Genomic DNA, 13,814 nt, shown 5'->3' with positions numbered 1-13,814 from the left:
GGGATAATTAAAGGATGTTTTTTGTAAATAAATCAATGACGTCTTCTTGGCCTACTTGCAGATTCCAAACCTGTAGTCCGATGGAAAGTGCGGCATCGGTATTTTCTTTTTTATCATCTACAAACAAAGTGGTTTTGGCTTGCAATTCATGATTGTTTAAAAGCTGCTGGTAAATTGCGGTATCTGGTTTTCTCATACCCATTTCAAATGAAAAGTACACTTTTTCGAAACATTGGTAAAAATCACTGTAAAATGAAATCCCGCTTTTGTGTTCAAATCGGCTGATGTGTATGGCATCTGTATTGCTCAATAAAAATAAGCGGTATTTTTTGGATAGCAATTGCAGAAATTCCAATCGATAGAGAGGGAAGTCTAGTAATACTGCATTCCAAGCTTTTTTTATTTCTTTTATACTGGCAGTGGGAATCTGTTTTTGAATACCGTTTAGGAATTGCTCTTCGGATATTTCACCTTTTTCAAATGAAAAGTTCAGCTGCTGGAGTTCTTTATTCCATTCTTGTAACCCTAAATTTTTAAGGCCGTCAACTGTAGCTTGTTTGTCGAGATTGATGAAAATATCGCCAAAATCAAAAATGATAGTATCAATCATGGTTGCTGTAAATTAGTAATTCATCGGTGCCAATCGAGTGTTTTTCGAATTGTTTTTTTTCTAATAGAGGTGCTTTTGTTCCTGATAGAAAAAAAGGAGCACCCTTAAAAACTCTTGCTTCGTCCCATAGGTCTTCGGCTATAAAAGTCTGTAAAGTTTGTCGGCCTCCTTCAATTATAACCGACTGTATTTGGTGTTTATAAAGCACATTTACTACCTGTAAAGCTATATTTTGCTTAAAATCAATACATTCAAAGATACAGTTTTCTGTAGAAATAGCGGTTGTAGTTTTAGTTAAAATGATTGTTTTTGTTTGATTGTCAAATACATGATTGCTGTGTGGTATGCGACTGTTTTGGTCTATAATAATGCGTACCGGATTATGTCCGCTCCAGTCTCTAGCGTCTAATTTTGGGTTGTCGTCAATAGCAGTTTGGGTGCCTACTAAAATAGCTTGCTCCTCAGTTCTCCATTTATGCACCAGTTGACGTGAATAGGTATTGGTAATCCAAACGGGTTTGTTTTCTAATTTGGTTGTAGGTGCTATGAAGCCGTCTTGGGTTTCGGCCCATTTTAAAATGATGTAAGGCCTCTTCTTTTGATGAAAAGTAAAAAAACGCTTGTTCAACTCATTGCACTCGGCTTCTAGAACGCCTACAGTAACGTTGATTCCAGCGGCAATTAATTTTTTAATTCCGTTACCCGCCACTTTTTCGTTGGGATCAACAGTTCCTATTACCACATTTGGAATTTTATTTTGGATAATCAAATCGCAACAAGGTGGTGTTTTTCCAAAATGACTGCAAGGTTCTAGGCTTACATATATAGTAGCCTTTTGCAATAGCGATTTGTCTTTAACGGAATTGACAGCATTTACTTCGGCATGTGGTTGTCCGGCTTTTTTATGCCAGCCTTCGCCAATAATGGTGTCGTTATAGACTATAACGCTTCCTACTAACGGGTTTGGATACGTAGTTCCCAATCCGTTTTTTGCTAATTCGATGCAACGCTTGATGTATGTTTCATTTTTCTTCACCATACAAAAGTAGTTATTTTTGAGTTTATGATTTAGTTTAAAAATAGGTCTAAATAACAATAAAGTATTTCTATTTTTGTGTTTTAATAATTATAGCGTTTATCAATAATGGAAAACTGGGTCATTAGAAAAATAGAAAAAAAGGACAATCAAGGAGTTGCACAATTAATTCGCTCTGTTTTTGATGAATTGAATATCCCAAAAGTAGGAACCGCTTATGCGGATCCCTATTTAGACCTGATGTATGAGGAATATAGCAAACCAAAATCGGCTTATTTTGTAGTTGAAAGTCAAGGTCGCGTAGTAGGAGTAGCGGGCGTAGCACCACTAGAAAACGAAGCAGCGTCTATTTGTGAGCTGCAAAAAATGTATTTTGCTCCCGAAACTCGTGGTTTAGGTATTGGTAGTCAAATGATGACTATTTGTTTGCAAACGGCCAAAGAGTTGGGCTTTGAAAACTGTTATCTAGAAACAATGCCTTATATGCTAGATGCTCAAAAATTATATAAAAAAGTAGGTTTCGAATACATTGATGGTCCTATGGGAGCTACGGGACATACTTCTTGTCCGGTTTGGATGTTGAAAAAACTATAAGACAGCAAGAAATAATTTTATGCCTTTACAAAAGCAATAAACAAAGCAATGAAAATTAAAGAATACAGAACACAATTCATAACTAGCTTGTCGCCAATTCATGGAGAGGATGAGGCGGAAAGTTTTTTCTATCTCATTCTCGAACAGAAGCAGCAATTAAAAAGAATTGATTTAGCCTTACAGCCTGATTTGGTTTTGTCTCAAGATGAAATTGTGATTTGGAATGCGCTTTTGGATCAGTTGAAACTGGAAATTCCGGTTCAGTATTTATTAGGCAAAACTAGTTTTTATGGTTTGGATTTTGAAGTGAATGAAAATGTATTGATTCCGAGATCAGAAACCGAAGAATTAGTCGAATGGATTATTGAAGTACAAAAGTTGAACAACAATTCGCCGTTGCGAATTTTAGATATTGGTACGGGAAGCGGTTGCATCGCTATTTCATTGGCTAAGAATATTCCAAACGCTCAGGTTTATGCAGTTGATGTGTCCGAAAAAGCTTTGGCTACAGCCAAAAAAAATGCAGCATTAAATACAGTGGATGTTACTTTTATCCATCAAAATATTCTTGAAACAGATGATTTATTGCAAGAGTTTGATGTGATTGTTTCGAATCCTCCGTATGTTCGGAATTTAGAAAAGGTAGAGATTAAAAAGAATGTTTTAGACAACGAGCCGCACTTGGCGTTGTTTGTCGAAGATACAGATGCTTTGATTTTTTATAAAAAAATAGCCGAATTGGGTTTGAAAAATTTAGCTCCAAACGGCTTATTGTTTTTTGAAATCAATCAATACCTAGGAAAAGAAATGATTGGGTTATTGCAAAACTTGAATTTTAAAAACATTGAACTGCGTAAAGATATTTACGGAAACGATCGAATGACAAAAAGTAATATCTAATTGAAAAATATTTTATTCGTATCGCAATGCCTCGATTGGGTCTAGTGTTGATGCTTTTATTGCAGGATATAACCCAGAGATAATTGCTACAATAAAACTAGTTAAAAAGGCTGCGAAAATGGCAACCCAAGGAATTACAAAAGCAAAATCCATAGCCGTTGCGATTCCATATCCAATTAGGATTCCAAAAATAATCCCCATTAATCCACCCAGTTGCCCTATTAGTAAGGTTTCTATAAAAAATTGAATAGCAACGGTGCTTTTTTTGGCACCCAACGCTTTTCGAACACCAATTTCTCTTGTGCGTTCTGTTACTGAAACGATCATAATATTCATCAATGCGATCGACGAACCAAGGATGGTGATGATACCAATTAACCATGAGGCCAATCCTAGATATTTAGTAATCCCTAGAATTCGATTAATCAAATCATCAGATCGAACAACGCCAAAATTATTGTCCTTTAACGGACTCAGTTTTCGCACTCTACGCATGGTGCTGTTTGCGTTGTCGATGGCTTGGTCCAGTAATTCTTTTTTAGACACCATGACGCTCATGGTGTAATTGATATTGGGCGCAGTAAATAAAGAGCGCGCCACTTGAATAGGAATTAAAACTCGTAAATCTTGGCTGTTGCCAAAAGTGGAGCCTTTTTCTTTTAGTACTCCAATAACTTTAAAACGGGCACCACGGATAGAAATAATTTTATCTATTGGATTGATGTCTTTTAAAAGTCCTTTTTGAAAATCAGATCCTACGATACAAGTATAGGTGTTGTTTGAAATATCAAAACCATTAAAATTTCGTCCTAAGCTTGTTTCTAAACCAGAATTGGTAATAAAATGTTCGTCAACGCCCACTACTGAAATTTCAGGGTCAGTTTTTGTTGCTTCAAATTTTACTTCGGCTTTAGATGTTGCTGTGAAGGATAGCGAGGTTTCTGTAAAAGGGTATTTGTATTTATTTTTAAAAGCTACGGCTTCAGGATAGGAGATTATAGGATTGATAATCTCTCGATCTTCACCACGTCTACGGGTTGTGTTTTCGTATTGATTGATATTAAAAGTATTGGCTCCCATTGATGCAAAATCAGAGGAGATTGTATTTTCTAAAGCGGATACTACTGTTAGTATCCCTACTAGGGCTGTAATTCCTATTGCAATGATTAAAACGGTGAGTATTGTACGCAATAATTGCGTTCTAATAGAACCAACTGCAATTCGAACATTTTCTTTGAATAAATTTAGCATCATACAAGTTTGACACGAAAATACAATTTTTGTTACAAGTTTGTTTTAGAAGAAGTATTTTTTATTTAAAAAAGTTGATATTTGTTGTAGGAAAATCATACTTTTAAGGAGTTTGCACTTCTTGAAATTCACATATTTTAAAAAAAATGAAAAATATCTTTTTTACACTTTGTTTGATTGTTTTTATTAGCAATATTGGACGTGCGCAGGTTTTTAAAATTAATAGATTGATTGTTGATAAAGAGACAAAATCTCCTTTAGAAAATGTTAGTGTTTCTAATGATATTGATAACTCATCAACTAATCAAGAAGGTTTTTTTGTTTTTAATTCGAGCAAAAATGAAATTAATTTTAATTTGTTGGGTTATAATTCCATTAAAACTACTTTCGATAGTATTGCAAAAAAGGACACTATTTTTATGGAATCCAAAGCTTTTGTATTAGATGAAGTACTTGTTTCGAATGTTGAGCCTTTTATGAAAAAAGTATATGATAAAATGAATGATAATTTCATCAAGGAGTATACAGTTAATTTCTTTTTAAGAAGTGTACTTAAAAAAGAGGATAGTATTATTATTTTACAAGATATTCAGGGAAAAAGAGGGAAGTATGACAACTCAAAGAAGCCTTATGATATCGAAGTTGTAAACATGAGAAAGACTAGTTTGTTCGAAAAAAAGAATGCTATTGATTTTACATTGCCGGACTTCAATCAGTTTTTTAGTCCGCCACTACCAATACGAGAGAACACAAATTTTACGGAGGTAGTTTATAACGATGTTGATTTTCGAAAAATACTGTTTGAAGCAAAAGAAAAAAATAGTTGGGGGCAAATATTAAAAGGTTATTTTATCATCAATAAAAATGATTATACGATCGTGGAGCATTATATATCATTGTATGACGATCCGGATCAAATACCTTATGTAAAATTTACCTTATCGAGTACGCGCTATAGAAATACTAAATACGAAAGATTTGTTAGTTACGGTAAAAACGAAGTTTTAAATAAATATTATTTAAAAAGTTCAAAGCTTAACACTCAGTTAGAAGTTTTGAGAAATAAAGAAGATAAAAAAGCAGTTTATATTGATTTTACTATGGACTATTTTATAACCAACGCAATTAGTTATGATAAGGTTGAATCAAATTTTGCTGTTGATAAAGATATATTTAAAGCCAAGTTTCCTTATTCGGCCGAGTTTTGGAACAATCAAAATCAACTACCACTTACAACAGAATTAAAAGTTTTTTTGAAAAAAGTATCTCAAAATAAAGATAAAAAGAAGGAATTTGAGATAATAGGGAATTTCTAAAATTTTTTATTTAAAAAATAAGATATTTGCAATCCTATTTATGAAGTTAAAATAAAAAACAGCGACCTTAAAAATCCAGTTTAGTTTAAAATTCATAATCTATCATTTAAAATTCATAACTTATTGTAATGGCATCAAAACCAAGTATACCTAAAGGAACAAGAGATTTTTCACCTACTGAGGTGGCAAAACGTCAATATATCATGCAGATTATCAAAAGCAATTTTGAGAAATTTGGTTTTCAACCGATCGAAACCCCTTCTTTTGAAAACTCGGATACATTGATGGGGAAATATGGAGAAGAGGGAGATCGTTTGATTTTCAAGATATTAAACTCTGGCGACTATTTGGCGAAAGCCAATGTTACTCACTTAGAAAGCAAAGACAGTACGAAGTTGACGTCTAGCATATCAGAGAAAGCGTTGCGTTATGATTTGACAGTACCGTTTGCAAGATATGTGGTGCAGCACCAAAATGATATCGAGTTTCCTTTTAAACGATACCAAATCCAGCCTGTATGGCGTGCCGATCGCCCTCAAAAAGGACGTTTTAGAGAGTTTTTTCAATGTGATGCCGATGTCGTAGGTTCAAAATCGTTATGGCAAGAGGTTGAACTAGTGCAACTATATGACACTGTTTTTACTGCTTTAGGTTTAGAGGGAGTAATCGTAAAAATTAATAATCGTAAAATTTTATCTGGAATTGCTGAGGTAATTGGAGCATCCGATAAATTGATCGATTTTACGGTAGCTTTGGATAAACTTGATAAAATAGGGGAGGACGGAGTAAAAAAGGAAATGATCGAAAAAGGAATTGATGAGGCGGCTATTGCAAAAGTGCAACCTTTGTTCAATTTTACAGGAACGATTTCAGAAAAAATAGAAAAATTATCACAACTTTTGGCAGTTTCTGCCGAAGGGATGAAAGGAGTAGAGGAGTTGCGATTTATTTGTGAGAAGGTTATGGCGCTTGGTTTGTCATCAGCAATTCTAGACTTAGATGTAACACTGGCACGCGGACTTAATTATTATACAGGAGCTATTTTTGAAGTTGCTCCGCCAAAAACGGTTGCCATGGGTTCTATAGGTGGCGGTGGTCGTTATGACGATTTGACGGGAATCTTTGGATTGAAAAACATGAGTGGTGTAGGGATTTCTTTTGGTTTAGATCGAATTTATTTGGTAGTTGAAGAGCTTAACTTATTTCCAGAAACGGTTACTGCCTCTACAAAAGCGTTGTTTCTTAATTACAATGATGCAACCTCTTTTTACGCCATGAAAGCCATAAAAGAACTACGAGCTTCAGGTATAAAAGTAGAGCTCTATCCTGATGCTGTAAAAATGGCAAAACAGTTTCAGCACGCAGATAAACGCGCCATTCCGTATGCGGTAATTGCAGCAGAAAATGAAATGGAAGCTAATTTGTATTCGCTTAAAAACTTAGTTACAGGAGAGCAAGTTTCTCTCGATCTTGAAGGGTTAAAGCAACGATTATTGTAATAATTGCGATCGTTGTAAATATATATAAAAAAAAACAGTAGTGAACTTAGTTTTACTACTGTTTTTTTTGTGCGTATTGTTTTGAAATACTAAGCTTGTTTTGTGTTAAGTTTCTTTTCGATCGATTTTAAGATGTCCAGTTGTTTGGCTTGACTATCAAATAATACTTTGATTTGTTCCTCCAATAATAAGTCCATTTTTTCATGTAGGGCTCTAATCGCTAACTCGGCTTTTAAATTGATTAAATAATCGTTTTCGCTGCGAACTCGGTCTTTTTCTTCGACTCTATTTTGACTCATCATGATAACGGGCGCTTGCAGGGCGGCAATACAAGACAGGATTAGATTCATTAGAATAAAGGGATAGGGGTCGAAATTGTCTTTGACAGGAGTAATTGTGTTGATCAAAATCCACACAAATAAAATAATAAAAAACGAAATGATAAAAGCCCAGCTTCCGCCAAAACGAGCTACTTTATCGGATATTTTTTGCCCTCTTGTAAGTACATCCTCTGGAGGATTAAGTAGATTATTGATGATTAATTTTTCGTCGTCAATTGTTTGTTGTACAATTTTTTGAAGCTTAGCAAGCTGTGCTGTCTCTGAATTTAATAATGTTTTAGCGTCTTTATTCATTGTGGTTATTGTTTAGAAGTTTGAGTAGTGCTACAATCATAAACAAGATTATAAAAAGAATTCCGATAATTGCTTAGTAGCGGCTAATTATCTTTCTTTTTCGATTAAAATAGTTCGAAAGTTCAAAAAATGAGTGTAAGTATGGATATCTATTTTTTACAAAATAGGCATAAAAAAAGCTTTGTTTTAGTAAACAAAGCTTTTTCTGATATGAGGTAATCACGAATTAATAATTGTACAGTTGCAAATCTCAAATATTTTTAAATTTGAACCGGTAACAAACTTAAATAAATGAAATCATATATACTCTTAAAATTATATTAAAATTTAGTTTTCACAAAGAGTAAATACAACAAAATAGACCATTAAAAAAATAGCTTCAAATTAAACAATGACAATTTGACATTTTATAAGATTTGGCAGTACTTTTGCAATCCAAAGAAAAGTGAAAAAAATGAAGTTTAAGAATATTTTTAAAAACACAGGCAATATGGCTACTGAAAATACAGAAATGGATCCAAAAATTGAGGATGTAAATGTGGATAATACAACTAATGATGAGCAAGTTGTTGCTGAAGAATTAAGTGTTGAAGAGCAATTAGCGCAAGATTTAGCAAAAGAAAAAGACAAATATTTACGTTTATTTGCTGAGTTTGAAAATTACAAACGCAGAACGACTAAAGAGCGCATTGAGTTGTTTAAAACAGCAAATCAAGAAGTTTTGTTAGTGATGCTTCCTGTTTTGGATGATTTTGACAGAGCGGTTATTGAAATAGCTAAATCTGAGGATGAGGTACTAATGAAAGGGGTTGAGCTTATTCATGAAAAACTAAAAAGTACTCTAGTAGGTAAAGGATTAGAAGTAGTTGATGTAAAAGCAGGTGACGCATTTGATGCTGACTTTGCAGAGGCAATTACACAAATTCCAGCACCTTCGGATAGTATGAAAGGTAAAATTGTTGATGTTCTTGAAAAAGGATATAAATTGGGAGATAAAATTATTCGTTTTCCAAAAGTTGTAATTGGACAATAATTGAAAAAAATAATTTTTCACTTCTATAGCATTCAAAAAAAATAAAATGAAAAAAGATTTTTACGAGATATTAGGTATTTCAAAGGGAGCAGATGCTGCTGCTATTAAGAAAGCCTACAGAAAAAAAGCCTTAGAATTTCATCCTGACAAAAATCCTGGAGACAAATCGGCAGAAGAGAAATTTAAAGAAGCTGCAGAAGCTTACGAAGTTTTAAGTGACGCTGGTAAAAAAGCCAAGTACGATCAATACGGTCATCAAGCTTTTGATGGATCAGGCGGTTTTGGTGGTGGCGGTGGTCATCATGGTGGGATGAATATGGATGACATCTTTAGTCAATTTGGTGACATTTTCGGTAGCGCCTTTGGTGGTGGTGGCGGATTTGGTGGCGGTGGCGGAGGTCAACGTAGAACCAAAGGAAGCAACCTTCGAATCAAAGTAAAATTAACTTTGGAAGAAGTAGCTAATGGTGTAGAGAAAAAAGTAAAAGTAAAACGTAAAGTACAAGCGCCTGGCGTATCGTATAGAACGTGTTCTACTTGTAACGGTCAAGGGCAGGTAATGCGTGTGACTAATACAATTTTGGGTAGAATGCAATCGGCGTCTACTTGTCCTACTTGTGGTGGTTCTGGTCAAATTTTAGACAAAAAACCTGCTGAAGCTGATGCACAAGGAATGATTCTTGAGGATGAAACAGTTTCGATAAAAATCCCTGCCGGAGTAGTTGATGGCATGCAATTAAAAGTTTCTAATAAAGGAAATGATGCACCAGGGAACAGTGTTCCAGGTGATTTAATTGTTGCTATCGAAGAGTTAGAGCACGATTTGTTGAAACGTGAAGGAGAAAATTTACACTATGATTTGTATATAAGCTTTGCCGAAGCGGTTCTTGGAATCTCTAAAGATATTGAAGCCATCAATGGTAAAGTACGTATCAAACTAGAAGAAGGAATTCAATCTGGAAAAATTTTAAGATTAAAAGGAAAAGGAATTCCAAGTATCAACGGTTACGGAAGCGGTGATTTACTGGTTCATGTAAATGTTTGGACTCCAAAAACCTTAAACAAAGAACAAAAGCAGTTTTTTGAAAAAAATATGGAAGATGAGAACTTTGTTCCAAATCCTGAAAAATCAGATAAATCGTTTTTTGAGAAAGTAAAAGATATGTTTTCTTAAATTTTTAAAAGGTTAAAAATTAAATAGATCCCCCATCCTTGTATGAAATCAAGGGTGGGTTTTTTTATGGAACATTTTAGACTATTTCACTTCTAATTATTTACTTTTACATGCGCTAGACAATATCGAGTCCAGCCGATGAAATAAATTCAAAAACCAGCATGAGTATTTTACTTGAAGTTAATAAAGTAGTGAAGCAATACGGTGATTATGTAGCGCTTAACGAAGTTTCATTATCGGTTCCTAAAGGCAGTATTTATGGACTATTAGGTCCTAATGGGGCCGGGAAAACATCATTAATCCGAATTATAAATCAAATTACATTTCCAGATCGCGGCGAGATTATTCTTGATGGCGAAAAACTCCAACCCAAACACGTGCAATATATAGGCTACCTTCCAGAAGAAAGAGGCTTGTATACTAGTATGAAAGTAGGGGAGCAATGTTTGTATCTGGCACAAATGAAAGGTTTGTCCAAAGCTGAGGCCAAAAAACAATTGGATTATTGGTTTGATAGATTAGGAATTCAAGGTTGGTGGAACAAGAAAATTCAAGAACTTTCTAAAGGAATGGCCCAAAAAATTCAGTTTGTCGTTTGTGTTTTGCATAAACCCAAATTGTTGATTTTTGATGAGCCTTTCTCTGGTTTTGACCCCGTTAATGCTAATGTGATCAAAGAGGAAATTCTGGCTTTGAAAGAACAAGGAGCTACTATTATTTTTTCGACACACCGTATGGAAAGCGTCGAGGAATTATGTGATGACATTGCGTTAATACACAAATCAAATAAGTTATTAGAGGGGAAGCTTGTCGATGTAAAAAGGCAGTTTAAAACCAATAGTTACGAGGTTGGAATTTTATCCGATAACGTAGAAGGCTTGATGTATGACATTACACAAAAATTCACTGTAGGACCTGCAAATTTTAAATCCTTAAACAAGGAGTTGAAACTAGAAATACAATTAGGTACCGCTTTACCAAATGAATTATTGCACGTATTAACACAACGCGGGCAAGTCACTCATTTTGTCGAAAAAATACCAACAGTAAATGATATTTTTATTCAATCTGTAAGCGGAAAATAATTTTTGCTAAATCCTAAATTCTAAATTAAAAATGAGCATCATTTCATTAATCATAAAAAGAGAGTTTATTGCTAAAGTCCGCAATAAGTCTTTTATTGTAATGACTTTTTTAAGTCCGCTATTATTTGTTGGGATCGCCGCATTTGTAGGTTATTTAAGTTCGATGAAAGCAGAGACAAAACAAATCGCAATTCATGACGAGTCCGGTTTGTTTGTCAAAGATTTCATTGCCGAAAACAATAAAAAAGGCGAATATAAATACCTCGATTTGACTTTGGTCAATACACAAGTATTAAAAGACAGCATCACATCCGAAGGCTACGAAGGGCTTTTACTTATTCCAAAAACAACCAATCGTGCTGATTTTGAAAGCAATATTCAATTTATATCAAACAGCAGTCCTAGTATTTCTTTTATAGAAAAAGTGCAAAATGTCATAGGCAATAAAATCACCAATATCAATCTAGTACAAGCGCAACTGGATACTTTGGCTATTAAAAAAGCACAATCTGTAGTTAATATTAAATTGGCCAAAGCCTCAGGAGAGCAAAGCGTGAAAGGACTCAACGAAATTAAAATCGCTATTGGTGGTGGATTTGGGTACCTAATCATGATGTTCATTATCATTTATGGCAATATGGTCATGCGTTCTGTAATCGAAGAAAAAACAAATCGCATCATAGAAATCATCATTTCATCGGTCAAACCATTCCAGTTAATGATTGGTAAAATCATCGGAACTTCCTTGGCGGGAATTTTACAGTTTGTAATTTGGGCCGTAATTGGACTTTCGTTAATGTTTGCCGCTTCACTATTTTTTGGTGTCAATGTAGGACCAACTGCCAAATTGCCACCCGAATTAATGCATCAAGCACAGCAAGAATTTGCTAGTACAGCCCAAACGTATATCAAGGAATTATGGAATTTACCCATTGCTAATATTCTCCTTGGTTTTATCGTTTATTTCATTGGAGGGTATTTTCTATACAGTTCATTTTATGCAGCAATTGGTGCAGCAGTAGACAATCAAACCGACTCACAGCAATTTTTACTACCTATCATCATGCCATTAATGCTAAGTGTTTACGTGGGTTTCTTTAGCGTAATGAATGATCCACATGGCACAATCGCAGTCGTTTTCTCCATGATTCCGCTCACATCGCCCATCGTCATGTTAATGCGCATTCCGTTTGGCGTACCTTTGTGGCAAATCGCAATATCAGTCACACTATTATTCGCCACATTCTTTGCAGTAGTTTGGTTTGCGGCTAAGATTTATAGAGTCGGAATATTAATGTACGGCAAAAAACCAACATGGAGAGAGTTGTACAAATGGCTTAAGTATTAAAATAATTTGGAACTATTTCCTGCTTTCCGCTACAATCTTTTTTAAGTCGCAAAAAAAAAGCGTCTTAAAAAAGGATTTCCACTGCAATCAGGGTTAAAAATAGAGTAGCAATAATAGGGCGATTTGTACAAATTAAAACCTACAAATACCCACAAAAAAACAAAGAATATGCCTAAAATACTAATTATAGAAGACGAAGCAGCAATTCGAAGAGTACTTACAAAAATACTATCAGAAGAAAGTGAAACCTATGAAGTAGAAGATGCCGAGGATGGTGTCATAGGTTTTGAAAAAATAAAAAACAATGATTACGATCTGGTTTTATGCGACATCAAAATGCCAAAGATGGATGGTGTAGAGTTGCTAGAAGCAGTAAAGAAAATAAAGCCCGAAATTCCAATGGTCATGATCTCTGGTCACGGTGATATGGAAACAGCTATCAATACAATGCGTTTGGGCGCTTTTGATTATATTTCAAAACCACCAGATTTAAACCGTTTATTAAACACAGTACGAAACGCCTTAGACAAAAAACAACTCGTAGTTGAAAACAAGATTTTAAAGAAAAAAGTCAGTAAGAACTACGAAATGATTGGCGAAAGCGAAGCAATTGATCACATCAAAGTGATGATTGATAAAGTAGCCCCAACCGAAGCGAGAGTTTTAATCACAGGACCTAACGGAACCGGAAAAGAATTAGTAGCGCATCAATTACATGAAAAAAGCGATAGAGCCGATTTCCCTTTAATCGAGGTAAACTGTGCTGCAATCCCAAGTGAATTGATCGAAAGCGAACTTTTTGGTCACGTAAAAGGAGCATTTACCTCGGCAGTGAAAGACCGCGCAGGTAAATTTGAAGCTGCAGATAAAGGAACTATTTTCTTGGATGAAATTGGAGATATGAGTCTTTCGGCTCAAGCCAAAGTGTTGCGCGCTTTGCAAGAGAGCATGATCACTAGAGTAGGTGCCGATAAGGATATAAAGGTAGATGTACGAGTAGTAGCAGCAACCAATAAAGATTTAAAAGTAGAAATTGCCGAAGGGCGTTTCCGCGAGGATTTGTACCATAGATTAGCAGTGATTTTGATCAAAGTACCTTCATTAAATGATAGACGCGATGATATCCCAATGTTGATTGCTCATTTTGCCAATAAAATAGCAACAGAGCAAGGAACAGCGGTCAAAAAGTTTTCTAAAGATGCCGTGAAGTTATTGCAAGAATATGATTGGACGGGAAATATTCGCGAATTACGAAATGTAGTGGAGCGTTTAATAATCCTTGGTGGAAGCGAGATTTCCGAAAATGATGTGAAATTGTTCGCGTCAAAATAAA

Annotated in this window: 13 protein-coding genes; 9 read left to right on the top strand and 4 right to left on the bottom strand. The window is 34.7% G+C overall.

Features of this window, described 5'->3' with window-relative positions; genetic code table 11:
* Window positions 1-7: 7 nt before the first annotated feature.
* On the bottom strand, window positions 8-610 hold the full coding sequence (locus H8R24_RS00190; RefSeq protein ID WP_187016566.1) for an HAD family hydrolase: 603 nt from the start codon (window positions 608-610) through the stop codon (window positions 8-10).
* The gene (gene ribD, locus H8R24_RS00185; protein WP_187016736.1) at window positions 603-1,646 is read right to left on the bottom strand and encodes a bifunctional diaminohydroxyphosphoribosylaminopyrimidine deaminase/5-amino-6-(5-phosphoribosylamino)uracil reductase RibD; all 1,044 of its coding nucleotides are present in this window, start codon (window positions 1,644-1,646) and stop codon (window positions 603-605) included. The genes H8R24_RS00190 and ribD overlap by 8 nt, the downstream gene beginning before the upstream one ends.
* 108 nt (window positions 1,647-1,754) lie before the next feature.
* On the opposite strand from ribD, the gene H8R24_RS00180 reads away from it, so the two are divergent.
* Window positions 1,755-2,240 (top strand): GNAT family N-acetyltransferase, encoded by a 486-nt coding sequence (locus H8R24_RS00180; protein WP_187016565.1) that lies wholly within the window; start codon window positions 1,755-1,757, stop codon window positions 2,238-2,240.
* Between the two features lie 48 nt (window positions 2,241-2,288).
* Window positions 2,289-3,140 carry a peptide chain release factor N(5)-glutamine methyltransferase gene (gene prmC / locus H8R24_RS00175; protein ID WP_187016564.1) on the top strand — a complete coding sequence of 284 codons (852 nt, stop codon included), beginning with the start codon at window positions 2,289-2,291 and terminating at the stop codon, window positions 3,138-3,140.
* A 12-nt stretch (window positions 3,141-3,152) separates the two neighbouring features.
* On the opposite strand, the gene H8R24_RS00170 is transcribed toward prmC, so the two are convergent.
* Window positions 3,153-4,394 (bottom strand): ABC transporter permease, encoded by a 1,242-nt coding sequence (locus H8R24_RS00170; protein WP_187016563.1) that lies wholly within the window; start codon window positions 4,392-4,394, stop codon window positions 3,153-3,155.
* A 143-nt stretch (window positions 4,395-4,537) separates the two neighbouring features.
* On the opposite strand from H8R24_RS00170, the gene H8R24_RS00165 reads away from it, so the two are divergent.
* Entirely contained in the window at window positions 4,538-5,707 is a 1,170-nt protein-coding gene (locus tag H8R24_RS00165; protein ID WP_187016562.1) for a peptidase associated/transthyretin-like domain-containing protein, read from the top strand.
* A 128-nt stretch (window positions 5,708-5,835) separates the two neighbouring features.
* A complete protein-coding gene (gene hisS / locus H8R24_RS00160) occupies window positions 5,836-7,206 on the top strand; it encodes a histidine--tRNA ligase (protein ID WP_187016561.1) in 1,371 nt (456 codons plus the stop codon).
* Between the two features lie 89 nt (window positions 7,207-7,295).
* On the opposite strand, the gene H8R24_RS00155 is transcribed toward hisS, so the two are convergent.
* Entirely contained in the window at window positions 7,296-7,841 is a 546-nt protein-coding gene (locus H8R24_RS00155; RefSeq protein WP_187016560.1) for a DUF1003 domain-containing protein, read from the bottom strand.
* A gap of 454 nt (window positions 7,842-8,295) precedes the next feature.
* On the opposite strand from H8R24_RS00155, the gene H8R24_RS00150 reads away from it, so the two are divergent.
* The 5 genes from H8R24_RS00150 (at window position 8,296) to H8R24_RS00130 (ending at window position 13,813) form a co-directional block, all read left to right on the top strand.
* Window positions 8,296-8,874, top strand: coding sequence for a nucleotide exchange factor GrpE (locus tag H8R24_RS00150; protein WP_187016559.1), 579 nt, complete (start codon window positions 8,296-8,298; stop codon window positions 8,872-8,874).
* Between the two features lie 46 nt (window positions 8,875-8,920).
* A complete protein-coding gene (dnaJ, locus tag H8R24_RS00145; protein ID WP_187016558.1) occupies window positions 8,921-10,048 on the top strand; it encodes a molecular chaperone DnaJ in 1,128 nt (375 codons plus the stop codon).
* Window positions 10,049-10,209: 161 nt separating this feature from the next.
* Window positions 10,210-11,133 (top strand): ABC transporter ATP-binding protein, encoded by a 924-nt coding sequence (locus tag H8R24_RS00140; protein WP_187016557.1) that lies wholly within the window; start codon window positions 10,210-10,212, stop codon window positions 11,131-11,133.
* A 31-nt stretch (window positions 11,134-11,164) separates the two neighbouring features.
* Window positions 11,165-12,481: an ABC transporter permease gene (locus tag H8R24_RS00135; protein ID WP_187016556.1), complete on the top strand. Its 1,317-nt coding sequence runs from the start codon at window positions 11,165-11,167 to the stop codon at window positions 12,479-12,481.
* 168 nt (window positions 12,482-12,649) lie between these two features.
* Window positions 12,650-13,813: a sigma-54-dependent transcriptional regulator gene (locus H8R24_RS00130; protein WP_187016555.1), complete on the top strand. Its 1,164-nt coding sequence runs from the start codon at window positions 12,650-12,652 to the stop codon at window positions 13,811-13,813.
* The last annotated feature ends 1 nt before the right edge of the window (window position 13,814 follow it).

The sequence above is a fragment of the Flavobacterium muglaense genome, assembly GCF_014305155.1.
GTDB lineage: Bacteria > Bacteroidota > Bacteroidia > Flavobacteriales > Flavobacteriaceae > Flavobacterium > Flavobacterium muglaense.
The sequence above is the reverse complement of the archived record's forward strand: the minus strand, read 5'-3'. Positions and strand labels throughout refer to the sequence as shown.